This is a genomic window from Hydrogenophaga sp. R2 (assembly GCF_049843595.1).
In the GTDB taxonomy this organism is placed as follows: domain Bacteria; phylum Pseudomonadota; class Gammaproteobacteria; order Burkholderiales; family Burkholderiaceae_C; genus Hydrogenophaga.
Genome location: NZ_JBBHZN010000001.1, coordinates 1,074,491 through 1,099,227 on the forward strand (window position 1 = coordinate 1,074,491; position 24,737 = coordinate 1,099,227).

The following is a 24,737-nucleotide window of genomic DNA, read 5'->3' on the forward strand; positions in this document are numbered from 1 at the left end:
CCTGGCGGCTTTTTGTTTTTTCGGCCACCGCTGACACGCTCTCATGCCCCTGCCTCCCGCCCCCTCCAAACGCGCCGCCCTGCTGTCGGCAGATGCCTACAAGACCCTGTCCACCGAGGCGGCCGAGCCGGTGCCGGCCCCGGACGCACCCCCTGTGAGCCGCAACAGCCGGCCGGCGCGGACAGGTCGGGCCGATGCAGCCGCACCGAACGCTCCGGTCGCACCGGCTTCGCCGGTGATGGCCGATGCCGGTGCCAGCGCAGCACGCGGGCGCCGCAAGCCCGCGGCCAAGGCACCGGCGCAGCCTGAGCCGGCACCGGCTGCAGCGACGGGCCGGCAGCCCGCCCGCAAGGCCGTGGAGGCGCCTGCACCGGCCGTGCCGGCAGCAGCACCCGCCGACCCCGCCACCCGCCGTCGCCGCAGTGGTTCGGGCAGCCGCAGCGGTGCCCGACGCCTGTTCGTGCTGGACACCAACGTGCTGCTGCACGACCCGATGAGCCTGTTCCGCTTCGAGGAACACGACATCTTCCTGCCCATGATCGTGCTGGAGGAACTCGACGGCCACAAGAAAGGCATGACGGAGGTGGCCCGCAACGGGCGCCAGACCAGCCGCACGCTCGACGCCCTGGTGGCGCAACAGGGCGGCGACATGACCCAGGGCCTGCGGCTCTCGGCCACCGGCCACCAGTCGGCGCGCGGCCTGCTGTTCTTCCAGACCGAACCGCTGGACAACTCGCTGCCGGCCAGCCTGCCGCAGGGCAAGGCCGACAACCAGATCCTGGGCGTGGTCAGTGCCCTGCGCGACAAGCGCCCGGACCGCGAAGTGATCCTGGTGTCCAAGGACATCAACATGCGGGTCAAGGCCCGTGCCCTGGGTCTGGCCGCCGAAGACTACGAGAACGACAAGACGCTGGACGACGGCGAACTGCTCTACTCCGGCGCCCTGGCCCTGCCCCAGGACTTCTGGACCCGCCAGAGCAAGACCATCGAGAGCTGGCAGAGCGGCAGCCACACCTTCTACCGGGTCAGCGGCCCGGCGGTGGGGCAGTTCCACATCAACCAGTTCGTGTACTTCGAGGCACCGGGCGAGCCGTCGCTGTACGCCCGCGTCACCGAGATCCGCGACAAGACCGCGGTGCTCAAGACGCTGAAGGACTACACCCACCTCAAGAATGCGGTGTGGGGCGTGACCAGCCGCAACCGCGAGCAGAACTTCGCCATGAACCTGCTCATGGACCCGGAGATCGACTTCGTGACGCTGGCCGGCACCGCCGGCACCGGCAAGACGCTCATGGCCCTGGCCAGCGGCCTGACCCAGGTGCTGGACGACCGCCGTTACACCGAGATCATCATGACCCGCGCCACGGTCAGCGTGGGCGAGGACATCGGCTTCCTGCCCGGCACCGAGGAAGAAAAGATGGGCCCCTGGATGGGCGCCCTGGACGACAACCTGGAGTTCCTGGCCAAGGGCGACGGCGGCAACGCCGGCGAGTGGGGCCGTGCGGCCACCAACGAGCTCATCCGCAGCCGCATCAAGGTCAAGAGCATGAACTTCATGCGCGGCCGGACCTTCATGAACAAGTACGTCATCATCGACGAGGCGCAGAACCTCACGCCCAAGCAGATGAAGACCCTCATCACCCGCGCCGGCCCGGGCACCAAGATCATCTGCATGGGCAACCTGGCCCAGATCGACACGCCCTACCTCACGGAAGGATCGAGCGGACTGACCTACGCGGTCGACCGCTTCAAGGGCTGGCCGCACGGCGGGCACATCACGCTGGCGCGCGGAGAGCGTTCGCGCCTGGCCGACTTTGCGAGCGAAGTGCTCTGAAGATCAGTAATCACCGCCGCCGGCGAGTGATTCGAAGCGGGTGAGCATGTTCAGGAAGGCCAGCTTGACGGTCCCGGTGGGGCCGTTACGCTGCTTGCCGATGATGATCTCGGCCACACCGGGCTCCTTGCAGGCGTCCTTGGTGTAGTACTCGTCGCGGTAGATGAACATGATGATGTCCGCGTCCTGCTCGATGGCGCCGGATTCGCGCAGGTCGCTCATCATGGGGCGCTTGTCGGTGCGGGTCTCGACCGAGCGGTTGAGCTGCGAGAGCGCGATCACCGGGCACTGCAGTTCCTTGGCCAGCATCTTCAGGCCCCGCGAGATCTCGCCGAGCTCGGAGGCGCGGTTCTCGCCTTCGGAGCTGCTGCCGCTCATGAGCTGCAGGTAGTCCACCACGATCAGGCCCAGCTTGCCGCACTGGCGCGCCAGTCGACGCGCGTTGGCGCGCAGCACGCTGGGGTTCAGACCGGGCGTCTCGTCGATGTGCAGCGAGACGTTGCGCAGCTTCTCGATGGCCTCGGTCAGGCGCGGCCATTCTTCGTCGGTGAGCTTGCCGCTGCGCAGGTGGCTCTGGTTGATGCGGCCGATGGAACCGACGATACGCACCGCCAGCTGCGAGGCGCCCATTTCCATCGAGAACACCGCCACCGGCAGGCCTTCGTTGAGCGCCACGTGCTCGGCGATGTTGATGGCAAACGCCGTCTTGCCCATGGACGGGCGCGCCGCCAGCACGATCAGGTCGCCCGGCTGCAGGCCGGAGGTCATGCGGTCCAGGTCGACGAAGCCGGTGGGCACACCGGTGATGTCGTTGGGGTTGTCGGCCATCTCCTGCACACGGTCCAGCAGGTCCACCACCAGCTTGTCCATGCCCTGGAAGCCTTCCTTCATGCGGGAGCCTTCCTCGCCGATGTGGAAGATCTTCTGCTCGGCCTCGTCCAGGATCTTGTCGACCGGCTTGCCTTGCGGGTTGAAGGCGGCGGTGGCGATCTCGTCGCTGGCCGTCACCAGCTTGCGCAGGATGGCCCGCTCACGAACGATCTCGGCATAGCGCCGGATGTTGGCCGCACTCGGCACGTACTGCGCCAGGGAGTTGAGGTAGGCCAGACCGCCCACCTCGTCGGCCTTGCCCAGGCTCTGCAGGTGCTCGAAGACGGTGACCACGTCGGCCGGCTTGTTGCCGTTGACCAGCGAGGCGATGGCCGAATAGACCAGCTTGTGTTCGTAGCGGTAGAAGTCGGAATCGGTGACCAGATCGGCCACCCGGTCCCAGGCGCCGTTGTCCAGCAGCAGGCCACCCAGCACGCTGGATTCGGCCTCGATGGAGTGCGGAGGCACCCGCAGCTGCGCCACCTGGCGATCGGTGGGCAGATCGTCCATGGCGGCATCGAAATCGGGGAAGGGGCTGGGGAAGGCGGCGGACATGGTGAGCGATCAGGGCAAGCCGATCATGGTACGGAGAGAACCGGGCTCTGTCAGGGGACAAGCCTGTGGAAAACCGGTGGGTCTTGGGTGGAGAAGCCGGGATAACCGCCGACTCCCAAGAAAAAAGCCGCTGCCCCGAAGGACAGCGGCTTTGATCGGGACCGGAGAAGGGTCAGGCGGTTTCGCCCAGGACGCTCACAGCCACATCGACGGTGACGTCGGTGTGCAGGTTCACGCTCACGGTGTAGTCACCGACCATCTTCAGCGGACCGTTGGGCATGCGCACTTGCGACTTGACCACGGCGAAGCCTTGCTTGTTCAGCTCTTCGGACACGTCGTGGTTGGTGACGGAACCGAACAGACGGCCGTCCACGCCGGCCTTCTGGCTCAGCTTGACGGTCACGCCGGCGAGCTTCTCGCCCAGGGCCTGGGCTTCGGCCAGCTTGGCGGCAGCCACTTTTTCGAGTTCGGCACGGCGTGCTTCGAATTCGGCAATGGCGGACTGGGTGGCACGGCGGGCGCGGCCGGTGGGGATCAGGAAGTTGCGGGCATAGCCGTCCTTGACCTTGACCACATCGCCCAGGGCGCCGAGGTTGACAACTTTGTCGAGCAGGATGATTTGCATGTCAGGCTCCTCTTCAGACGCGATGCTGGTCGCTGTAGGGCAGCATGGCCAGGAAGCGGGCACGCTTGATGGCGGTGGTGACCTGGCGCTGGTAGATGGCACGGGTGCCGGTCAGGCGCGCGGGGATGATCTTGCCGTTCTCGGCGATGAAGTCACGCAGGACGTCCACGTCCTTGTAGTCGACTTCCTCGACCTTGGCCACGGTGAAGCGGCAGAAACGCTTGCGCTTGAACAGCAGCGATTGGGTGTTGCGCTTGGGGCGCTTGTCTTTGTTGAAACGCTTGGGTGCAGCCATGATGGGCCTTCCTATGTCTTGCTGAAATCTTGGATGTGGAACACCACGCCTTTGCCGTTGCGCGCATTCGCCAGGAAACCTTCAAACCGGCAGATCGTGTCCATGCCCTGTCGGGACAGCACTTCTGCGAGTGCGCCGAAGGCCACGGCCCTCAGCTGAAGTTTCACCAGGCGGGGGGTGTCGAGTTCGACGACCTGTGACTCGTGCTCGAGCACCAGATTCACGGCCGGGATGCCTGCCGGGGTGTAGCGCAGGCTCTGCACCTGCACCACCACCGCCGTCACGCCGAACCGGTTCACTCCCTGAGGCGCGCTGCCGGCAATCAGGCAGCCTGTTCCTGCGGTTGCTGCGCGGCCTTGCGGGCCTCTTCACGCTCGACGGTGCGCATCATGGCCGAAGGACCGGTCTCGGCCTTCTTGCGCTGCACGGTGAGGTGACGCAGCACGGCGTCGTTGAACTTGAAGGCATGCTCCAGTTCGGCCATCACGGCCTGACCGGCCTCGATGTTCACGCACAGGTAGTGGGCCTTGGACAGCTTGTTGATCTGGTAGGCCATCTGGCGACGACCCCAGTCTTCAACACGGTGGATCTTGCCGCCGCCGGCGGTGATCATGCCCTTGTAGCGCTCCAGCATGGCGGGGACCTGTTCGCTTTGATCCGGGTGGATCAGCAGCACGATTTCGTAATGACGCATGGACTCTCCTTTTGGGTAGAAAGCTGCCCCCGGCGTCAACTGGGGTGCAGCAAGGCTAGCCCGCGATTCTAGCAAAAAACCCGGCGGGCTTGGCGGCCGCGCCGGGTTCGGGGCCCGTCCGGGTGGTCCGGACGGGGGTGTCAGGGGCCCGCGAGGGCTCAGGACATCTTCAGGTTGGGGTAGCGCACGTGCTCCACCAGCTCCTGGATCTTCTTGTTGGGCGCCGGGGTCACCAGGCTCACCAGGATGATCACGGCGAAGCCGACCGGCACGCCGAAGACGCCAGCCGAGATGGGCTGGATGCCGAACCACAGTTCGACCGGCGAGGTCACACCGAACACGCCACGCAGCCAGGGCTGGTTGGTCACCATGTAATAGAAGGTGATGCCCAGACCAGCGATCATGCCCAGCGAGGCAGCGATGCCGGTGGCACGCTTCCAGAAGATGCCGAGCACCAGAGCCGGGAAGAACGCCGCCGCTGCGAACGAGAACGCTGCGGAAACCAGGAACAGGATGTCAGCCGGTTTCTGGGCAGCCACATAAGCAGCAGCCAGGGCCACGACCAGCAGCAGGACCTTGGAGATGGTCACGCGGCGGGCGGTCGAGGCGTTCGGGTCGATCATCTTGTAGTACAGGTCGTGCGACAGCGCGTTGGCGATGGTCAGCAGCAGGCCGTCGGCGGTGGACAGCGCAGCAGCCAGGCCGCCAGCGGCCACCAGACCCGACACCACGTATGGCAGGCCACCGATTTCGGCAGTAGCCAGCACGATGATGTCGCCACCGATGGTCATCTCGTTGAGCTGCAGGATGTTGTCCTTGTTGATGTCGGTCACCGACAGCAGCGAGGCGTCCACCTTGTTCCACGCCGCCACCCACTGGGGCAGCTGGTCGAACGGGGTACCCACGAGAACGTGGAACACCTCGTACTTGACCAGAACCGCCAGGGCCGGCGCCGTGAAGTACAGCAGGAAGATGAAGAACAGCGACCAGGTCACCGACTGACGCGCTTCCTTCACGCTGGGAACCGTGTAGTAGCGCATCAGGATGTGCGGCAGTGCAGCTGTACCCACCATCAGGCAGAAGATCAGGGCCAGGAAGTTCAGACGCGAGGTGTTGAACGCGGCCTGGGCTTTCTCGTCGCCGTTCGGGTCACCCGAGAACTGGGCAGCATGCCGTGGCATGTTGTTCAGCGGGTTGGACTTGGCGTCGGCGGCAGCCTTGGCACGGGTCCAGGCGGCCTTGGCGGCAGCTTCATCCTTCGGCAGGTCGGCCAGCGCCTTCTCGGCAGCAGCGATCTCGGCAACCGGAGCGCTGGCAGCCTTCAGATCAGCCACTTTCTTCTCGGCGGCAGCCTTGTCGGCAGCCAGGGCGGCGGCCGGGTCCTTCAGCTTCTCGGCCAGGGCGGCAGAGCGGGCCTTGAAGATGTCGCGGACTTCCTTCTCCTTCGGATCATCGATCAGGATCTTTTCCTTGGCCGTCACCTTCTCGAGCTGCGCGCCATAAATGGCCTGCGGCACGGGCACGTTGGTCTGCTTCACCGACAGCCACACCACCGGGATCATGTAGGCCACGATCAGGATGATGTACTGGGCCACCTGGGTCCAGGTCACGGCACGCATGCCGCCCAGGAACGAGCAGACCAGAATGCCGCCCAGACCCAGGAAGATGCCCAGCTCGAAGGCCACGCCGGTCAGGCGCGAAGTGATCAGGCCCACGCCGTAGATCTGCGCCACCACGTAGGTGAAGGAGCACAGAATCGCGGCTGCGATACCCAGGAAACGCGGCAGGTTGCCGCCGTAGCGCTCACCCAGGAAGTCCGGGATGGTGAACTGACCGAACTTGCGCAGGTACGGCGCCAGGAACAGCGCCACCAGGCAGTAGCCACCGGTCCAGCCCATGATGAAGGCCAAGCCGCTGTAGCCGGTCAGGTAGAGGGTACCGGCCATGCCGATGAAGGACGCTGCCGACATCCAGTCAGCGCCCGTGGCCATGCCGTTGTAAACGGCTGGCACGCGGCGTCCGGCCACGTAGTACTCGGCTGCGTCGGTGGTGCGGCTCATGATGCCGATGCCTGCATACAGGCCGATGGTGGCCAGCAGGAAGATGAAGCCGATCCACTCCCGCGACAGCCCCATCTGCTCCAGGATGGCCAGCGCCACCACGAAGATGGCGAAGCCCCCGGTGTACCAGCCGTACACCTTGTTGAGCTGGGCCTTGAAGGCCTTGTTGGAGCCGCCCCCGGCGCCCGCAGTTTCAAACATGCCTGCCATGGTTCACTCCTCGACTTCCTCGACACCGTGTTCGATATCGAGCTTGTTCATGTACCAGGCGTAGAACCCGATGATCAGGCAATACACCACCAGCGAGCCTTGGGCTCCCATCCAGAAACTGAACGGCCAACCAAAAAAGTTGAAGCTCAGTTCGCGGGCAAAGAAGCTCACGACAAACGTCACGACAAACCAGATTGCAAGCAATATGGCGGTGACGTTGAGGTTTTTCCGCCAGTAGCGGTGGTGGTTCTCAGTCAGTTCCATGTGATCGACCTCCATCAACAAACCCTCTCGGGCACGTCACGAACACCATCCGTCTCCACTGGATGGCCTGCAACCGGTCCGCGTTTTTCGGTGACCGGTTCGCACCGGCACCCCTTTTGTCTGCCGCCCCGCGGGGGCGCGAATCAGGCCCGGGAAGTTCCCAGACCCGTTTCGCGCTCCAGCTGGGCAGCCACCTTGGGCTCGAACCCTCGAAGGTGGCGGATGATCTTCACCGCCTCCTCGGGCTCTTGCCGGTCGACATGAACCCGGGCCAGCTGGTACCAGCCGTAAGGACTCATGGGTTGCAGTTCGGTGTTCTTGCGCAAGGCGACGATTGCATCGTCGAACTTGCGTTGCCGGATCAGCGCGAGCGCCAGGCCGTACCAGCCTCGGTCGAGCTTCGGATCGATGTCGGTGGCGCGCCGGAAGGCTTTTTCGGCGGCTGGCAGAAGTCCCAGTTCCTCGCTGAGGAAGCCCAGGTTGAACCAGTGGGCTGCCTGATCCGGGCACAGCCGCACCAGCCGCTGAAGGACCGACAGGGCTTCGGGCTTTCGACCCAGTGCCGCCAGCAGGTGGGCCCTGGTGGAGAGCCCGTATACATCGTCAGGCGCCTGGGCCAGCATCCCATCCACGGCCTGCAGGGCCTGCTCACGGCGGTTGAGCACCAGCAGCGCCCTGATCTGCCAGCGAATGAAGGTACGACCCAGTTTCATTGGCACAACTGCACCCCGATCTTCAAGCAGTGGTTGATCTTGGCAATGGTGACCGCAAGCCACAGGAAGCCCAGAAGCAGGAACGCCACCAGGGGAAGGTGGCGTTCGAGCACGAAACTGGGCGTGATGAAACGGGTCAGCCGCACGAAGGGACGGGTCAGGACCTGCAGCACCTGGTAAAACAGGTTCTGTTCGCGCTTCTGACCGGCCAGCAGACCCAGGACCCATTGGCCGAGCAAAGACAGCAGGGCGATCTCTGCGACGAGCTTGACCGAGGAGATGAGCAGCAACATAAGGGTTTCTTAACGTTGCCGCGATTCTGATTTATCACCTTACCGAGTTCTTACAAAACCCGTCAGGAAGCCGTCAGTGCAGGTCAAACCCCATGAGGGTTTTCCCGTGACGCATTCCACGGTGCGGACCCCCATGAAAAACGGCGACCGAAGTCGCCGTTTTCAGGAGCGGTACAGGCCTCAGCTGCCCTGCCCGGCCAGCAGCTGCCAGGTGTCGACCACCGAGTCCGGGTTGAGCGAGATCGAGCTGATGCCCTCGTCGCGCAGCCACTGGGCAAAGTCAGGGTGGTCGCTGGGGCCCTGGCCGCAGATGCCCACGTACTTGCCCTCGGCCTTGCAGGCGCCGATCGCCAGCTTGAGCAGGGCCTTGACCGCCGGGTCGCGCTCGTCGAAGTCGTGCGCCAGCAGCTCCAGACCCGAATCGCGGTCCAGGCCCAGGGTGAGCTGGGTCAGGTCGTTGGAACCGATGGAGAAGCCGTCGAAGTACTGCAGGAAATCCTTGGCCAGCACCGCGTTGCTGGGGATCTCGCACATCATGATCAGCTTGAGCTCGTGCTCGCCGCGCTTGAGGCCCTTGGCGGCCAGCAGCTCGGTGACCTTGCGGGCCTGCTCCAGCGTGCGCACGAAGGGCACCATGACCTGCACGTTGGTCAGGCCCATGTCCTCGCGCACCCGCTTGAGGGCCTCGCACTCCATGGCAAAGGCTTCCGCAAAGTCATGGCTGATGTAGCGCGCCGCACCCCGGAAGCCCAGCATGGGGTTTTCCTCGTCCGGCTCGTAGCGGCTGCCACCGACCAGCTTGCGGTACTCGTTGGACTTGAAGTCCGACAGGCGCACGATCACCGGCTTGGGCCAGAACGCTGCGGCGATGGTGGCCACGCCCTCGGCCACCTTGTCCACATAGAAGGCGCGCGGGCTGGCGTGGCCGCGGGCCACCGACTCCACCGCCTTCTTCAGGTCGGCATCCACCGCCGGGTAGTCCAGGATGGCCTTGGGATGCACGCCGATGTTGTTGTTGATGATGAACTCCAGCCGCGCCAGGCCCACGCCGCCGTTGGGGATCTGGGCAAAGTCGAAGGCCAGCTGGGGGTTGCCCACGTTCATCATGATCTTGACGTCGGTCTCGGGCATCTCGCCGCGCTGGACCTCGGTCACCTCGGTCTCCAGCAGACCGTCGTAGATCTGGCCGGTGTCGCCCTCGGCGCAGCTCACCGTGACCAGGGTGCCGTCCTTGAGCTGCTCGGTGGCGTTGCCGCAGCCCACCACGGCCGGGATGCCCAGTTCGCGGGCGATGATGGCGGCGTGGCAGGTGCGACCGCCCCGGTTGGTGACGATGGCACTGGCCCGCTTCATCACCGGCTCCCAGTTGGGGTCGGTCATGTCGGTCACCAGCACGTCGCCGGGCTGGACCTTGTCCATCTCGCTGATGTTGTGCACCAGGCGCACCGGGCCGGTGCCCACCTTCTGGCCAATGGCCCGGCCACTGGCCAGCACCGCGCCCTTGCCCTTGAGCTTGTAGCGCACCTCGGTCTTGCCGGCGGACTGGCTCTTCACGGTTTCGGGGCGGGCCTGCAGGATGTAGAGCTGGCCGTCGGTGCCGTCCTTGCCCCACTCGATGTCCATCGGGCGGCCGTAGTGCTGCTCGATGACCAGCGCATAGCGGGCCAGCTGCTCCACGTCGGCGTCGCTCAGGCTGTAACGGTTGCGCTGCTCCACCGGCACGTCGATGGTCTTGACCAGCTTGCCGCTGGCGGCCTTCTCTTCGGGCGTGCTGAAGGTCATCTGGATCAGCTTGCTGCCCAGGTTGCGACGGATGAGCGCGCGCTTGCCCGCCTTGAGCATGGGCTTGTGCACATAGAACTCGTCGGGGTTGACGGCGCCCTGCACCACCGTCTCGCCCAGGCCGTAGCTGGAGGTGATGAAGACCACGTCCTCGAAGCCGGATTCGGTGTCGATGGTGAACATCACGCCGGCCGCGCCCAGGTCGGAACGCACCATGCGCTGCACGCCGGCCGACAGGGCCACGTCGGCATGGGCGAAGCCCTTGTGCACGCGGTAGCTGATGGCGCGGTCGTTGTAGAGGGAGGCAAAGACCTCCTTCATCTTGTGCAGCACCTCGTCGATGCCCACCACGTTCAGGAAGGTCTCCTGCTGGCCGGCGAACGAGGCGTCGGGCAGGTCTTCGGCCGTGGCCGAGGAACGCACCGCGAACGACGCCTGGGGGTTGCCGGCGCTCAGGGTGGCGAACTCGGCGCGGATGGCCTGCTCGAGGTCGGCCGGGAACGGCTGGGCCTCGACCATGGCGCGGATCTCGGCACCGGCCTGGGCCAGGGCGCGCACGTCTTCCGTGTCGAGGGCATCGAGGCGGGCATTGATGCGGTCGGCCAGACCGTCATGCTTGAGGAACTGGCGGAAGGCGTGCGCCGTGGTGGCAAAGCCGGTGGGCACCTTCACGCCGCTGGGCAGCTGCGAGATCATCTCGCCGAGGCTGGCGTTCTTGCCGCCGACGGCCTCGACATCGCTCATCCTGAGCTTTTCAAAGGGGACGACCAGGTCGGTCGCGCCGAACAGTTGGGACATGGGAAGACTCCTGAGGTTGAAAAACCGGGGGGCTCCATGCACCAGCGGATGACCTGTAGTTCTGTTGTGGGTCGGGCACCGGGCAAGGCAGGCAGATCGCTCAGCGCAGGGCCCTATGATCGCCCCACGCAACAACCCGCATTGTAGGACGCCGCCCCATGGCCAACCGCACCGTGTTCTTCGTCTCAGACGGCACCGGCATCACCGCCGAGACCTTCGGCAACGCCATCCTGGCCCAGTTCGAGGTCACCATGCGCCGCGTGCGGCTGCCCTTCCTGGACAGCGTGGACAAGGCCCACCAGGCGGTGCGCCAGATCAACCATGCGGCCGAACTGGAAGGCAAGCGGCCACTGGTCTTCCTGACCGTGGTGAACGACGAGGTGCTCGATGTGTTCCGCCAGCACTGCCGGGGCATGATGATGGACATGTTCGGCACCTTCGTCGAACCGCTGGAAGCCGAGCTCTCCATCAAGAGCAACCATCGGGTGGGCCGCTTCTCGGACGCCTCCAAGAGCAAGGCCTACCACGACCGCATCGAGGCCATCAATTTCTCGCTGGCACACGACGACGGCCAGAGCCACAAGGACCTGGAAGGGTCGGATGTGATCCTGGTGGGGGTGAGCCGCAGCGGCAAGACACCCACCTCGCTCTACCTGGCCATGCAGTACGGGCTGAAGGCATCGAACTACCCGCTCATTCCGGAAGACTTCGACCGCCGCAAGCTGCCCCCGGCCCTGGTGCCGCACCGCAAGAAGCTGTTCGGTCTGACCATTGCGCCCGAACGCCTGAGCGAGATCCGCAACGAGCGCCGGCCCAATTCGCGCTACGCGAGCCTGGAGAACTGCCGCATGGAGGTCTCGGAGGCCGAGAACATGATGCGCCGCGAGGGCATCCGCTGGCTGTCCACCACCACCAAGTCGATCGAGGAGATCGCCATCACCATCCTGCAGGAAGTGCGGCCCGAGCGGCTCGAGTACTGAGGGCGGGGCTTGTTCAACGGGCTTACGCGACGCTTGCGCGAAGCCCCCGAAACGCTAGGTGAAAACACCGGCGGATTGACACCCGCCGTGTCAGAAGTCGGTCAGTCCCCGTTTTGAGAATCCTCGGCAACCGGTTCGTCGAGCCGGTGGATTCATTCAACGGAGACCCATCATGGCGAAAGCAGAAAACCGCCCGATGTCCGCCGAAGAACGCAAGGTGATCTTTGCGTCCTCGCTGGGCACGGTGTTCGAGTGGTACGACTTCTACCTGTACGGATCGCTGGCCGCGATCATTGCCAAGCAGTTCTTCAGCGGCCTGGATGCCGGCTCGGCCTTCATCTTCGCGCTGCTGGCCTTCGCTGCCGGCTTCATCGTGCGCCCCTTCGGCGCGCTGGTGTTCGGCCGCCTGGGCGACATGATCGGCCGCAAGTACACCTTCCTGGTGACCATCCTGCTGATGGGTGGTGCGACCTTCATCGTGGGCATCCTGCCCAACTACGCCAGCATCGGCGTGGCCGCGCCCATCATCCTGATCGTGCTGCGTCTGCTGCAGGGCCTGGCCCTGGGCGGTGAGTACGGCGGTGCCGCCACCTATGTGGCCGAGCACGCCCCGCACGGCAAGCGCGGCGCCTACACCGCCTGGATCCAGACCACGGCCACGCTGGGTCTGTTCCTGTCGCTGATGGTGATCCTGGGCACCCGCACCCTGGTGGGTGAAGAGGCCTTCGCCGACTGGGGCTGGCGCGTGCCGTTCCTGGTCTCCATCCTGCTGCTGGCCGTGTCGGTCTGGATCCGCCTGTCGATGAACGAATCGCCGGCCTTCCAGAAGATGAAGGCCGAGGGCAAGACCTCCAAGGCGCCGCTGTCCGAGTCGTTCGGCCAGTGGAAGAACCTCAAGATCGTGATCCTGGCCCTGGTCGGCCTGGTGATGGGTCAGGCCGTGATCTGGTACACCGGCCAGTTCTACGCCCTGTTCTTCCTGACCCAGGCCCTCAAGGTCGATGGCGCCACCGCCAACATCCTGGTCGCTGCCTCGCTGATCATCGGCACCCCGTTCTTCGTGGTGTTCGGCGCGCTGTCCGACAAGATCGGCCGCAAGCCCATCATCCTGGCCGGCTGCCTGCTGGGCGCCCTGACCTACTTCCCGGTGTTCACCGCCCTGACCAAGGCCGCCAACCCTGACCTGCACGCTGCCCAGATGTCCAACAAGGTCGTCGTGGTGGCCGATCCGGCCGAGTGCTCGTTCCAGTTCAACCCGACCGGCACCGTCAAGTTCACCAGCTCGTGCGACATCGCCAAGCAGGTGCTGGCCGCTTCGTCGGTGAGCTACGAGAACGAGCCCGGTGCGGCCGGTTCGGTGGCCACCATCAAGGTGGGTGACACCGTGATCACCGGCTACACCTCCAAGGGTCTGCAGGCCGATCAGGCCAAGGCCAAGGATGCCGAGTTCAAGAAGTCGGTGAGCGAGGCCCTGAAGGCCGCCGGCTACCCGGCCAAGGCCGACCCGGCCAAGGTCAACAAGCTGATGATCATCGCCATCCTCACCTACCTGGTGATCCTGGTGACCATGGTCTATGGCCCCATCGCCGCCATGCTGGTGGAGATGTTCCCGACCCGCATCCGCTACACCTCCATGTCGCTGCCGTATCACATCGGCAACGGCTGGTTCGGCGGCCTGCTGCCCACCACCGCGTTCGCCATCGTGGCCCAGACCGGCAACATGTACAACGGCCTGTGGTACCCGATCATCATCGCCTCGGCGACCGTGATCATCGGCACCCTGTTCGTCAAAGAGACCAAGGACGTCGACATCTACGCCGACGACTGAGACCGACCATGATCAAGATCTTCATTGCCTTCGTCGTGTTTTCCGCTGCGGCGCTGTTCATCCTCATGAAGGGTGGCGACATCGACATGAGCGGCGAGTCGCACGGAATCCCGTCGACCAGCCACGACGCACCGGCCAAGCCGGCGGAAGCCACCGCAGCCCCTGCCGCCCCGGCGGCGGCTCCGGCAGCCCCGGCGGCTCCGGCCACCGAGCCGGCACCGGCCAAGTAAGCAGGCTTCGGCCCACAAAAAAGCCGCCCCTCGGGGCGGCTTTTTTCATGGGTGCAGACCGTGTCAGGCGGCCACGGCCTCGACAGCGGGCTGACGGATCAGGTGGTCGAAGGCGCTGAGTGCCGCCTTGGCACCGTCACCGGCGGCGATCACGATCTGCTTGTACGGCACCGTGGTGCAGTCGCCGGCGGCGAACACGCCTTCCACGTTGGTGTGGCCCTTGGCGTCCACCACGATCTCGCCGTAGCGGCTGAGCTCCACCGTGCCCTTGAGCCATTCGGTGTTGGGCACCAGACCGATCTGCACGAACACGCCTTCCAGCGCCACGTGGCGGATCTCGCCGCTGACGCGGTCCTTGTAGCTCAGGCCATTGACCTTGCCGCCGGCACCGGTGATCTCGGTGGTCTGGGCGTTCACATGGATGGTCACGTTGGGCAGGCTGCGCAGCTTGCTCACCAGCACGGCGTCGGCCTTGAGGGCGTCGGCGAACTCGATGAGGGTCACGTGGCGCACGATGCCGGCCAGGTCGATGGCGGCTTCCACGCCCGAGTTGCCGCCGCCGATCACGGCCACGTCCTTGCCCTTGAACAACGGACCGTCGCAGTGCGGGCAATAGGCCACGCCCTTGTTGCGGTACTCGTTCTCGCCGGGCACGTTCACGTTGCGCCAGCGGGCGCCGGTGGAGAGGATCACGCTGCGGGCCTTGAGCACGGCGCCATTGGCCATCTGCACCTGCACCATGCCGCCCGGCTCGCTGGCCGGGATCAGCTTCTCGGCGCGCTGCAGGTTCATGAGGTCGACGTCGTAGTGGCGGACCTGGGCTTCCAGATCGGCGGCGAACTTCGGGCCGTTGGTCTCGATGACCGAGATGTAGTTCTCGATGCCCATGGTGTCGTTGGTCTGGCCACCGAAGCGCTCGGCGGCCACGCCCACGCGGATGCCCTTGCGGGCGGCGTACACGGCAGCGGCCGCACCGGCCGGGCCACCGCCCACCACCAGCACATCGAACGGGTCCTTGGCGTCGAGCTTGGCGGCTTCGCGCTCGTCGGCGTTCACGTCGAGCTTGGCCACGATCTCCTGCAGCGTCATGCGGCCGGAGCCGAACACCTCGCCATTGAGGTAGACCATGGGCACGGCCAGCACCTGGCGCTCCTCGACCTCGGCCTGGTACAGACCGCCGTCGATGACCACGGTCTTGATGGCCGGGTTGCGGATGGCCATGAGCGAGAGCGCCTGCACCACGTCCGGGCAGTTGTGGCACGACAGGCTCATGTAGACCTCGAAATTGAAGTCGCCCTTGAGCGCATCGATGGCGTCGAGGGTCTCGGCCTCTTCCTTGGGCGGGTGGCCACCGGTCCACAGCAGGGCCAGCACCAGGGAGGTGAACTCGTGGCCCAGCGGGATGGCGGCAAAACGCACACCCCGGTCGGAACCCTGCGGAGCGATCAGGAAGGACGGCTTGCGGGCATCGGTACCGCTGTCGTCGAAGCTCACCAGATCGGAGAGTTCGGCGATCTCGGCCAGCAGTTCGCGCATCTCGGTGGCGCCCTGGCTGTCGTCGAGCGAGGCGATCAGGCGGATGGGACGCTGCAGACGGCCAAGGTAGGCCTGCAGCTGGGACTTCAGCTGGGAATCAAGCATGGGGATCTCCTGGTAGGGGTTGCGGTGTTCAGTGCCGCCGTTGGATGGGTGAGACCGGGCGGTCGTCACCCATCGGGCTGCGGTACTGGCGGGGCCAGTCAGCGCCTCAGATCATCAGATCTTGCCGACCAGGTCCAGCGACGGGGTCAGGGTCTTGGCGCCTTCCTGCCACTTGGCGGGGCACACCTGGCCGGGGTTCTTGGCCACGAACTGGGCGGCCTTGAGCTTGCGCAGGGTTTCCTTGACGTCGCGGGCGATGGCGTTGTCGTGGATCTCGGCGGTCTTGATCACGCCTTCCGGGTTGATGATGAAGGTGCCACGCAGGGCCAGGCCTTCTTCTTCGATGTGCACGCCGAAGGCACGGGTCAGCTGGTGGGTGGGGTCACCGATCAGGGGGAACTGGGCCTTGCCCACGGCGGGGGAGGTCTCGTGCCACACCTTGTGGGCGAAGTGGGTGTCGGTGGTCACGATGTAGACCTCGGCACCGGCCTTCTGGAACTCGGCGTAGTTGTCGGCGGCGTCTTCCACTTCGGTCGGGCAGTTGAAGGTGAAGGCGGCGGGCATGAAGATCAGGACCGACCACTCGCCCTTGAGGCTGGCGTCGGTGACCGGCACGAACTTGCCGTTGTGGAAAGCGGTGGCGCTGAAGGGCTGGACGGTGGTGTTGATCAGGGACATGGTGGTTCCTTGGTTGGGTTACGGGATGGGAGAAATCGTTTGTCCAGGACAGTGTGGGACCCTGGCGATAACCCTGATTTTAGAAGGGATCTATCGTGCTACTGGATTGATAGTTGCTATTTGGCCGATAGGCGAACTGTTGCATCGCAGCAACTGCATGCAAATGAGATCGATTCCTATTTGTAATATACTGACACACACCAGCCAGCCACCACCGCAGCCCCCGGGCGCGTTGCAGCCAGCCGACCACCCTCGACCTGACTGCCACCATGTCCCACCCGAGCTCTGCACCCTTCCCCCTCGCCCCCCTGTCCATGGCCACGCTGCTGCTGGCCGCCTCGCTGACGGCCCACGCCCAGAACGCCGCCCCGACCGCCGCCCAGACCCCTTCCGGCCCGACCCTGAGCACCGTCGAAGTGCGCGACGCCGCCATCGGCAGCGATGCCAAGAACACGCTCAAGGCCACCGAAACCAGCATCGGCAAGGGCCGGCAGGCCATCAAGGACATTCCCCAGTCGGTCACGGTGATGACCGAGCGCCTGATGGACGACCGCAACCTGGACGATTTCCGCGAGGTGCTGCGCACCACCGCCGGCGTGACCTTCCAGGCCGGCGAGACCGGCGAGGAAGACGTGCGCATGCGCGGCTTCTCGCTCAGCCAGGCCGGTGACATCTTTGTCGACGGCCTGCGCGATGCACCCCTGGTCGAGCGCGACACCTTCAACCTGGACCGGGTGGAAATCCTCAAGGGCTCGGCCTCCATGCTGTTCGGCCGGGGATCGACCGGTGGCGTGATCAACCAGGTGAGCAAGCAGCCCTTCCTGATGGACCAGCACGAGATCAACACCACCATCGGCACCGGCCGCGAGCTGCGGCTGAGCGGCGACTTCAACCTCAAGACCGACGACGATGCCGCGCTGCGCATCAATGCCATGGTGCAGAACGCCGACAACAAGGGCGCCACCGACAACAAGCGGGGCCTGGCCGCCACCTACCGCTGGGGCATCGGCCTGCGCGACGAGTTCTCGGCCGGCATCTACCACCTGCAGACCGACGGCAACCCGATCTACAACCACCCCTGGTTCACCACCCCGCTGGGCAACGGCCAGAACCTGGTGATCCCGGTGCTGCCGGCCGACAACTTCTATGGCTTTGCCAGCGACTACAACCGCACCCGCACCACGGCCGTCACGCTGAGCCACCTGCACCGCTTCGACCAGGACACCGAGCTCAAGACCACGCTGCGCCATGGCCAGTACGAACGCGAGCTGTGGGGCACCGTGGTGCGCTTCGGCGCTGGCACCACCCTGGCCAACATCAACCCCAACTCGGTGATCAGCCGCACCACGGGCGCCGCCAAGGGCCGGGTCGGCTACAGCGACCTGACCCAGCTGCAGAGCGACTACAGCACCCGATTCGAAGCCCTGGGCCTGAAGCACCAGCTGCTGGCCGGCATCGACCTGAGCCAGGAAGACGCCCGGCGCAACCAGAACTTCGGCGGACCCAGCCTGGGCAGCAACACCACCGTGGGCAACCCCAACGACGGCGCCATCCGGCCCGACACCCGGGGAGCGATTCCCCTCAACACCTTCGACACCACCAGCATCGGTGCCTATGTGCAGGACACGGTCTCGCTGACCGAGCAGCTCAAGCTGGTGGGCGGTCTGCGTTTCGACCATTTCAAGGCCGGCTATGCCGACCCCAACGGCAACACCTTCGACATCAGCGAGAACCTGGTCAGCCCGCGGGTGGGCCTGATCTTCCAGCCCAGCGCCACGGCCTCGTACTACGCGTCGGTGGGCACCTCGTACAACACCTCGGGTGACACCTACCAGTACGCCCTGGGTGCCTTCACACCGGGCAGCAACAACGCCTACCTGGCCAACACGCCGCCGGAGAAGAGCCGCAACATCGAGGTGGGCGCCAAGTTCGACCTGTTCGAGAACAAGGCGCTGCTCGGTGTGGCCCTGTTCCGCTCCGAAAAGTACAACGAGCGCAACACCGACCCCGACACCGTGGCCGGCCAGTACCTGCTCTCGGGCAAACGGCACGCCACCGGCATGGAGTTCAACCTGGCGGGCCGCTTCACCCCGCAGTGGGAGGTGTTCTACAACCACACCTGGATCCCCAGCGCCCGCATCGATGCCGGTGCCACCACCGGCAACGGTCCGCGCCAGGGCGATCGCCCGGGCCTGACGCCCAAGCACAGCGCCAGCCTGTGGACCACCTACCGCGTCACGCAGCCGCTGCGCCTGGGCCTGGGCCTGAACTACCGCAGCGAGCAGACACCGGCCACCAGCCGCGTCAACGTGGCGCCGGCCTTCACCACGGTGGACGCCATGGCCGAGTACGTCATCTCCGACCGCCACACGCTCAAGCTCAACATCAGCAACCTGACCAACAAGCTGTACGCCGACAGCCTGTACTCGGGCTTCTATGTGCCGGGTGCGGCCCGCAAGGTGCAGCTCACGCTGACCAGCCTGTTCTGACCCGCCATGCTGCTGTCGCTGCCCCAGCTGCTCACCCCCGACGAAGTGCGGCAGGCCCGCGCCAGCCTGGGGCTGGATGCGCCCTGGGTGGACGGCAGCAGCACCGCCGGTGGCCAGGCCGCTGCCCTCAAGCAGAACCGGCAGCTGCAGCAGGACAGCGAGACCTCGCGCGGGCTGCAGGCGCTGGTGGCGCGGGCACTGGAGCGCGACCCGCTGTTCGTCTCGGCCGCCCTGCCCCGGCGGGTGCTGCCGGCGCTGTTCAACCGCTACACCGCCCCGGCTCCAGGTGAGCAGGCCACCGGCGACCACTACGGCCGCCATGTGGACAACGCCGTGCTGCGCCAGCCGGCCGGTGCCGGTGGCGACTGGATGCGTGGCGACCTCTCGTGCACCGTGTTCCTGTCCGACCCGCAGAGCTACGACGGCGGCGAACTGGTGGTCCACCACACCCTGGGTGCACGGGCCTTCAAGCTGCCGGCCGGCCATGCCCTGCTCTACCCCGCCAGCACGGTGCACGAGGTGACCCCGGTCACCCGGGGCGAGCGGCTGGCCAGCTTCTTCTGGGTGCAGAGCCTGGTGCCCGACGAAGGACAACGGCAGATCCTGTTCGACCTCGACATGAACCTGCTGCGCCTGCGCGCCCGCCACGGGGACAGCAGCGAGACCACCGCGCTCACCGGCGTGTACCACAACCTGCTGCGCCAATGGAGCCAGCTGTGAGCAGCGCAGGGGCCATCGAGCGCATGGACCCGGGCCATGCCGCCTACCTGCTGGGCGGCGCCGGCGACGAGATCACCTTGCGGGCCAACCAGCAGGCCTGGCAGGACCTGCGGCTGTGGCCGCGCACCCTGCACTCCCTGGCCGGCAGCCATGCCCGCATCGACCTGCACGGCCGCACCTGGCCGACGCCGTTGCTGGTGGCGCCCATGGCCCACCAGATGCTGGCTCACCCGCACGGCGAGCAAGGCACCGCGCTGGCCGCCGCCAGCCAGGGCGTGGGCCTGGTGCTGAGCTGCCAGGCCAGCCAGCCGCTGGAATCGGTGGCCGGTGCGGTGCGGGCCGATGCCCAGCGCGGCCCGCTGTGGTTCCAGCTCTACCTGCAGCCCCGGCCCGAGGACACCCTGACCCTGGTGCGCCGGGCCGAAGCCGCCGGCTTCGAGGCCCTGGTGCTGACCATCGACGCGCCGGTGCAGGGCGTGCGCGACCGCGAACTGCGCACCGGTTTTTCGCTGCCGCCCCACCTGTCGGCGGTGAACCTGGCGCCGCCCCCGGCCGAGCCGCTGGATGCCCTGCTGGCCCGCGCGCCCACGCACGACGACATCGCCTGGCTGCGGCGGCACACCCGTCTGCCCCTGCTGCTCAAGGGCGTGCTGCACCCGGCCGATGCGGCCGCGGCCGTGGCCCTGGGCATCGACGGGCTGATCGTCTCCAACCACGGTGGCCGCACCCTGGACACCACGGTCGCCACCGCCCATGCCCTGCCGGCCGTGGTGCGGGCCGTGGCCGGCGCGGTGCCGGTGCTGGTGGACGGCGGCATCCGCCGCGGCACCGACGTGATCAAGGCGCTGGCGCTGGGCGCCAGCGCCGTGCTGGTGGGCCGTCCGGTACTGGCCGGGCTGGCCGAGGACGGGGCCATGGGCGTGGCCCGGGTGCTGCGCCGGCTGCGGGACGAGTTCGTGGCGGCGCAGGCCCTGTGTGGCTGCCGCTCCCCGGCCGAGGCGGCCGGGCTGGACCTGCTGCGCCCGGACTGAATTTTTGGCCCATCCATTCAAATACGAACTATTCTCATTTATAATTCGTCCCATGATCCCGTCCACTTTTCCCAAGGAATGCCATGACCGTTGCCCTCTCCGCCTTCGGCCTGAGCCTGCTGCTGATCGTGCTGGCCGCGCGATGGGTGTTCCGGGACGGGGCGCCGCCTAAACTATGAGCTCGCCCGCCGCTGTGATGTCACAGCCCCCTTCCCCCACCGCATTGCCCATGTCGCGTCAGACCTCCCGACGGATCGCCGTCGTCTCCACCGTGGTCGGGCTGCACCTGGCCGGCGTGTGGGCGCTGCAGAGCGGTCTGCTGCGCCGCGCCGTGGAGCTGGTGGTGCCGGTGGAGGTGATGGCCGAGTTCATCGAGGCGCCCCAGCCGCAGATTCCCCCGGCACCTCCCACACCTGCCGCACCGCCTTCGCCAGCGAGGGCAGCGCCGGCGCCCCGCGTGGCTCCCGCTCCCGCACCGCGCCCCGAGCCGGTGGCCAGCCCGAGCCCGACGCCCTCGCCGCTGGCGCCCCAGGTCGCGCCGGCCGAGCCGGTGGCCGCACCGGCAGTGGCCCCGGCACCTGCGGCGCCGCCTGCGCCACCCGCGCCCCCGGCCGTGGTGCTGCCCAGCACCAACGCCGACTACCTGAACAACCCGCGCCCGCCCTACCCGGCCCTCTCGCGCCGGCTGGGGGAGCAGGGCAAGGTCACGCTGCGGGTGTTCATCGAGACCGACGGCACCGCCTCGCGGGCCGAGGTGCGCACCTCCAGCGGCTTCGAGCGGCTGGACCAGGCTGCCCTGCAGACCGTGCTGCGCTGGCGCTATGTGCCCGGCAAGCGCGGCGGCACGCCCGAGGCCATGTGGGTCACCGTCCCGATCAATTTCGTCCTTGAATGAACGTCAACACGTCAACACCATGAACAACGATTTCGCCACCTCGGGCCTCGCCCACGTCTGGACCCAGGGCGACTGGGTCACCCGCTCGGTCGCCCTGGTGCTGCTGGCCATGAGCCTGGCCACCTGGGTCATCATCCTGTGGAAGGTGCTGGACCAGCGCGCCCAGCGGGCCCAGGCGCGCGCCGTGGAAGGCTTCTGGCACAGCGCCGACTTTGCCGAAGGGCTGGACAAGCTCGGCGACCCCGAAGCCAATCCCTTCCGCGCCCTGGCCACCGAAGGCCGCGAGGCCGCCCGCCACATCACCCACAAGGACGGTCAGGCCCGCCCCCAGCTGCACGACAGCCTGGACGTGAGCGACTGGATCGAGCGTTCGCTGCGCAAGAGCGTGGACGACTTCACCGCGCGCGGCCAGAGCGGCCTGTCGGTGCTGGCCTCGGTGGCCTCCACCGCGCCCTTCGTGGGCCTGTTCGGCACGGTCTGGGGCATCTACCACGCGCTGCTGGGCATTGGTGCTGCGGGCCAGGTCAGCATCGACCAGGTGGCCGGCCCCATCGGCGAGGCACTCATCATGACCGCCCTGGGCCTGCTGGTGGCCATCCCGGCGGTGCTGGGCTACAACGCCCTGGTGCGGGGCCACAAGGGCATCCTGCACCAGCTCAACCGCTTCGCCCACGACCTGCACGCCTACTTCGTCACCGGTGCCCGCGTGGCCGTGGGTGCCGACGGCAAGGTGCTGCCCATGAAGCGGGGTTGACCATGGCCATCGGAACCCAGGACGACAGCGGCGAGGTGCTGGCGGAGATCAACATGATCCCGTTCATCGACGTCATGCTGGTGCTGCTGATCATCTTCATCATCACCGTGCCGGTCATCAAGCACTCGGTGAACGTGGAGCTGCCCCAGGCCAGCGTGGAGCGGGTGCAGGACAAGCCCGAGAACATCCGCCTCTCGGTGGATGCCCAGGGCCAGTACTTCTGGAACGACCAGCGCGTGGCGGACGAGGATTTCGCGGCCCGCCTGGCGCAGGCCGCCGCCATGGAGCCGCAGCCCGAGCTGCACATCCGCGGCGACAAGGCGGTGCGCTACGAGCGCGTGGCCCAGGCCATGGCTGCTGCCCAGCGGGCCGGCGTGCGCAAGATCGGGTTCATCACGGAGCCGGCGCCATGACCACGGCATCGCTGTCCGGACACACGGATCGGCCCGACCAGAGCCAGCGTGCCGGTGCGGTCCCGCAGGCGCCCGCCGGCGTGGTGCCCAGCGAACGCATCCTGCAGGGCCAGCGCAGCGTGGCCATCGAGCACAACGGTGCGGTCTACCGGCTGCAGGCCACCCGCCAGGGCAAACTGATCCTGACCAAATAGTTTTTCGTGGGGCGACCCCGGACGCCGCGCCTGCGGGTCCTGCCGGGTCGTGTTGGCCAGCCACGACGCCGCGGCGTCGGTAGCCAGGCCTTTTTTCGGAGACCGGCTTACAGGCCCAGCGCGGCAATGCCGGCGCGGGCGATCTGGGCGTCTTCGGTCGACTTCACGCCGCTCACACCCACGGCGCCGATGCACTGGCCGTTCTTCATGACTGGCACACCGCCCTCCAGCATGCCCTGCAGCAGCGGCGCGCTCAGGAAGGACACGCGGCCCTGGTTGATCACGTCTTCGTAGATCTTGCTCTCGCGACGGCCCAGCGCCGCCGTGTGGGCCTTGGCCGGTGCGATGTGGGCCGAGATGGCGGCGGCGCCGTCCATGCGCTGCAGCCACAGCAGGTGGCCACCGTCGTCCACGATGGCGATGGTCACCGGCCAGTTGTTCTTCTGGGCTTCGGCCTCGGCGGCGGCAGCAATCGCCTTCACGTCGGCGGCTTCGAGCATGTCTTTGGTCTTCATGGAACGCTTCTCCGGGGGTTGCATGCCTTCAAACGGCACAAACCCCGACGATACCGCGCGGATTGGGTGGATCCCGGTCACAAGTCCCCTGACCGCCCTGCTTTTTCGTGGTCTTCGGGGGATGGCACCCCGGCGCCCCCTACAATCCGGAAACTTAATGGGCAATTAATGCTCAGAGTCAACATCCCAACGACGACAAGGAGTCTTGCCATGTCCGAACACATCCAGTCCAGCGGCCGCTTCGGCGCCACCATTGCCGGCTCCGCCGCCCAGCGCAACCGCGTGCTGCGCAACACCTACGCCCTGCTGGCGCTGTCCATGGTGCCCACCGTGCTGGGCGCCTGGGTGGGCGTGGCCACCGGCATCACCGCCGGCCTGACCGGCTTCATGGGCCTGCTCGTCTTCCTGGGCGGCGCCTTCGGCTTCATGTTCGCCATCGAGAAGACCAAGAACTCTGCCGCCGGCGTGCCGGTGCTGCTGGCCTTCACCTTCTTCATGGGCCTGATGCTCTCGCGCCTGATCGCCAACGTGCTGGGCTTCTCCAACGGCGCCAGCCTGATCATGACCGCCTTCGGCGGCACGGCCGCCATCTTCTTCGGCATGGCCTCGCTGTCCACCGTCATCAAGCGCGACCTGTCGAACATGGGCAAGTTCCTGTTCATCGGCATGATCATGCTGCTGGTGGCCGGCATCGCCAACGTGCTCATCCAGTCCAGCGCGCTGATGATCACCCTGTCCGTCCTGGCGATCGGCATCTTCTCGGCCTTCATCCTGTACGACCTCAAGCGCGTGGTGGACGGCGAGGAAACCAACTACATCACCGCCACCCTGGGCGTGTACCTGAGCCTGTTCAACGTGTTCCAGAGCCTGCTGACCCTGCTGGGTGTGTTCGGCGGCGAACGCGAGTGACGGCAGCGGCCTGACCGCTTCCTCACCCAGGGGCCTTCGGGCCCCTTTTTCATGGCCGGGCGTACGCCACAGGTATCAAGTCGGGGCGGGTGCTGCCGATACAGAACACATCCCCGGCCCCACGACCGAGCCCACGCCATGCGATCTTCCCGCCTCCTGATCAGCCTCTCCGCCCTGGCCCTGCTGGCCGGCTGCGATGCCCTGGGCATCGAGACGGCGTCCCAGGTGCTGGCCCGCAAGGAAGCCGAAGGGCGTGCCATCGGGAGCGCCTGCCGTCACGCCATCCGCAGCATCGAGTCGTGCTTCGAATCCAACCCCAAGGCCGGCAAGTCCGCCGTGTTCGAGGGCTGGAAGGAGATGGACCAGTACATGCGCGAGAACAGTATCGTCGGCATGCCGCGCGAAGGCGGCGAGCCGTCCAAGGATGCGACCGAGGCCAAGCCGGCCGACAAGTCCTGACCGGCCCG

At 66.5% G+C, this 24,737-nt stretch carries 26 protein-coding genes; 13 read left to right on the plus strand and 13 right to left on the minus strand.

The window, feature by feature from the left end:
• The first annotated feature begins 43 nt into the window (after positions 1 to 43).
• Positions 44 to 1,834 (plus strand): PhoH family protein, encoded by a 1,791-nt coding sequence (locus WD026_RS05120; protein ID WP_425722557.1) that lies wholly within the window; start codon positions 44 to 46, stop codon positions 1,832 to 1,834.
• Between the two features lie 3 nt (positions 1,835 to 1,837).
• Here WD026_RS05120 and dnaB read toward each other — a convergent pair whose 3' ends face one another.
• The 10 genes from dnaB to ppsA all read right to left on the minus strand — a co-directional run bounded on the left by dnaB (position 1,838) and on the right by ppsA (position 10,993).
• A complete protein-coding gene (dnaB, locus tag WD026_RS05125; RefSeq protein WP_425722558.1) occupies positions 1,838 to 3,259 on the minus strand; it encodes a replicative DNA helicase in 1,422 nt (473 codons plus the stop codon).
• 172 nt (positions 3,260 to 3,431) lie between these two features.
• Positions 3,432 to 3,884: a 50S ribosomal protein L9 gene (gene rplI / locus WD026_RS05130; RefSeq protein WP_425722559.1), complete on the minus strand. Its 453-nt coding sequence runs from the start codon at positions 3,882 to 3,884 to the stop codon at positions 3,432 to 3,434.
• 13 nt (positions 3,885 to 3,897) lie between these two features.
• A complete protein-coding gene (rpsR, locus tag WD026_RS05135) occupies positions 3,898 to 4,179 on the minus strand; it encodes a 30S ribosomal protein S18 (protein ID WP_166226943.1) in 282 nt (93 codons plus the stop codon).
• An 11-nt stretch (positions 4,180 to 4,190) separates the two neighbouring features.
• Complete coding sequence (gene priB, locus WD026_RS05140) at positions 4,191 to 4,478, minus strand: primosomal replication protein N (protein ID WP_425722560.1); 288 nt, start codon at positions 4,476 to 4,478, stop codon at positions 4,191 to 4,193.
• Positions 4,479 to 4,501: 23 nt separating this feature from the next.
• Entirely contained in the window at positions 4,502 to 4,873 is a 372-nt protein-coding gene (rpsF, locus tag WD026_RS05145; RefSeq protein WP_086119486.1) for a 30S ribosomal protein S6, read from the minus strand.
• Positions 4,874 to 5,031: 158 nt separating this feature from the next.
• Positions 5,032 to 7,143 carry a sodium:solute symporter family protein gene (locus WD026_RS05150; RefSeq protein WP_425722561.1) on the minus strand — a complete coding sequence of 704 codons (2,112 nt, stop codon included), beginning with the start codon at positions 7,141 to 7,143 and terminating at the stop codon, positions 5,032 to 5,034.
• A gap of 3 nt (positions 7,144 to 7,146) precedes the next feature.
• Positions 7,147 to 7,407, minus strand: a complete 261-nt coding sequence (locus tag WD026_RS05155; RefSeq protein ID WP_425722562.1) for a DUF4212 domain-containing protein — start codon at positions 7,405 to 7,407, stop codon at positions 7,147 to 7,149.
• Between the two features lie 143 nt (positions 7,408 to 7,550).
• Entirely contained in the window at positions 7,551 to 8,120 is a 570-nt protein-coding gene (locus tag WD026_RS05160) for a tetratricopeptide repeat protein (RefSeq protein WP_425722563.1), read from the minus strand.
• Positions 8,117 to 8,413 (minus strand): hypothetical protein, encoded by a 297-nt coding sequence (locus WD026_RS05165; protein ID WP_425722564.1) that lies wholly within the window; start codon positions 8,411 to 8,413, stop codon positions 8,117 to 8,119. The genes WD026_RS05160 and WD026_RS05165 overlap by 4 nt, the downstream gene beginning before the upstream one ends.
• A 180-nt stretch (positions 8,414 to 8,593) precedes the next feature.
• Positions 8,594 to 10,993 carry a phosphoenolpyruvate synthase gene (gene ppsA, locus WD026_RS05170; RefSeq protein ID WP_425722565.1) on the minus strand — a complete coding sequence of 800 codons (2,400 nt, stop codon included), beginning with the start codon at positions 10,991 to 10,993 and terminating at the stop codon, positions 8,594 to 8,596.
• A gap of 158 nt (positions 10,994 to 11,151) precedes the next feature.
• Between ppsA and ppsR the strand changes: the two genes are divergently transcribed.
• The 3 genes from ppsR (at position 11,152) to WD026_RS05185 (ending at position 14,031) form a co-directional block, all read left to right on the plus strand.
• Positions 11,152 to 11,973 (plus strand): posphoenolpyruvate synthetase regulatory kinase/phosphorylase PpsR, encoded by an 822-nt coding sequence (ppsR, locus tag WD026_RS05175; RefSeq protein WP_425722566.1) that lies wholly within the window; start codon positions 11,152 to 11,154, stop codon positions 11,971 to 11,973.
• Positions 11,974 to 12,145: 172 nt separating this feature from the next.
• Positions 12,146 to 13,801 carry an MFS transporter gene (locus tag WD026_RS05180; protein ID WP_425722567.1) on the plus strand — a complete coding sequence of 552 codons (1,656 nt, stop codon included), beginning with the start codon at positions 12,146 to 12,148 and terminating at the stop codon, positions 13,799 to 13,801.
• Positions 13,802 to 13,809: 8 nt separating this feature from the next.
• Positions 13,810 to 14,031 (plus strand): hypothetical protein, encoded by a 222-nt coding sequence (locus WD026_RS05185; protein WP_425722568.1) that lies wholly within the window; start codon positions 13,810 to 13,812, stop codon positions 14,029 to 14,031.
• Between the two features lie 63 nt (positions 14,032 to 14,094).
• Here the strand turns inward: WD026_RS05185 and ahpF are convergent, their stop codons facing one another.
• Together ahpF and ahpC are read right to left on the minus strand one after the other, a co-directional pair.
• Entirely contained in the window at positions 14,095 to 15,672 is a 1,578-nt protein-coding gene (ahpF, locus tag WD026_RS05190; RefSeq protein ID WP_425722569.1) for an alkyl hydroperoxide reductase subunit F, read from the minus strand.
• A gap of 114 nt (positions 15,673 to 15,786) precedes the next feature.
• The gene (gene ahpC / locus WD026_RS05195) at positions 15,787 to 16,350 is read right to left on the minus strand and encodes an alkyl hydroperoxide reductase subunit C (protein ID WP_425722570.1); all 564 of its coding nucleotides are present in this window, start codon (positions 16,348 to 16,350) and stop codon (positions 15,787 to 15,789) included.
• A 269-nt stretch (positions 16,351 to 16,619) separates the two neighbouring features.
• Between ahpC and WD026_RS05200 the strand changes: the two genes are divergently transcribed.
• The 7 genes from WD026_RS05200 (at position 16,620) to hemP (ending at position 22,846) form a co-directional block, all read left to right on the plus strand.
• Positions 16,620 to 18,839: a TonB-dependent receptor gene (locus tag WD026_RS05200; protein ID WP_425722571.1), complete on the plus strand. Its 2,220-nt coding sequence runs from the start codon at positions 16,620 to 16,622 to the stop codon at positions 18,837 to 18,839.
• Positions 18,840 to 18,845: 6 nt separating this feature from the next.
• On the plus strand, positions 18,846 to 19,559 hold the full coding sequence (locus WD026_RS05205) for a Fe2+-dependent dioxygenase (protein ID WP_425722572.1): 714 nt from the start codon (positions 18,846 to 18,848) through the stop codon (positions 19,557 to 19,559).
• Entirely contained in the window at positions 19,544 to 20,590 is a 1,047-nt protein-coding gene (locus WD026_RS05210; protein WP_425722573.1) for an alpha-hydroxy acid oxidase, read from the plus strand. The genes WD026_RS05205 and WD026_RS05210 overlap by 16 nt, the downstream gene beginning before the upstream one ends.
• 229 nt (positions 20,591 to 20,819) lie before the next feature.
• Positions 20,820 to 21,485: an energy transducer TonB gene (locus WD026_RS05215; RefSeq protein WP_425722574.1), complete on the plus strand. Its 666-nt coding sequence runs from the start codon at positions 20,820 to 20,822 to the stop codon at positions 21,483 to 21,485.
• Between the two features lie 19 nt (positions 21,486 to 21,504).
• Positions 21,505 to 22,239, plus strand: coding sequence for a MotA/TolQ/ExbB proton channel family protein (locus WD026_RS05220; RefSeq protein WP_425723204.1), 735 nt, complete (start codon positions 21,505 to 21,507; stop codon positions 22,237 to 22,239).
• A gap of 2 nt (positions 22,240 to 22,241) precedes the next feature.
• Positions 22,242 to 22,652 (plus strand): ExbD/TolR family protein, encoded by a 411-nt coding sequence (locus WD026_RS05225; RefSeq protein ID WP_425722575.1) that lies wholly within the window; start codon positions 22,242 to 22,244, stop codon positions 22,650 to 22,652.
• Complete coding sequence (hemP, locus tag WD026_RS05230; RefSeq protein ID WP_425722576.1) at positions 22,649 to 22,846, plus strand: hemin uptake protein HemP; 198 nt, start codon at positions 22,649 to 22,651, stop codon at positions 22,844 to 22,846. Before WD026_RS05225 ends, hemP begins: the two co-directional genes overlap by 4 nt.
• A gap of 107 nt (positions 22,847 to 22,953) precedes the next feature.
• Here hemP and WD026_RS05235 read toward each other — a convergent pair whose 3' ends face one another.
• On the minus strand, positions 22,954 to 23,361 hold the full coding sequence (locus tag WD026_RS05235; RefSeq protein WP_425722577.1) for a GlcG/HbpS family heme-binding protein: 408 nt from the start codon (positions 23,359 to 23,361) through the stop codon (positions 22,954 to 22,956).
• 210 nt (positions 23,362 to 23,571) lie between these two features.
• Between WD026_RS05235 and WD026_RS05240 the strand changes: the two genes are divergently transcribed.
• Together WD026_RS05240 and WD026_RS05245 are read left to right on the plus strand one after the other, a co-directional pair.
• On the plus strand, positions 23,572 to 24,270 hold the full coding sequence (locus tag WD026_RS05240; RefSeq protein ID WP_425722578.1) for a Bax inhibitor-1/YccA family protein: 699 nt from the start codon (positions 23,572 to 23,574) through the stop codon (positions 24,268 to 24,270).
• 138 nt (positions 24,271 to 24,408) lie between these two features.
• A complete protein-coding gene (locus WD026_RS05245) occupies positions 24,409 to 24,729 on the plus strand; it encodes a hypothetical protein (RefSeq protein WP_425722579.1) in 321 nt (106 codons plus the stop codon).
• Positions 24,730 to 24,737: the final 8 nt, after the last annotated feature.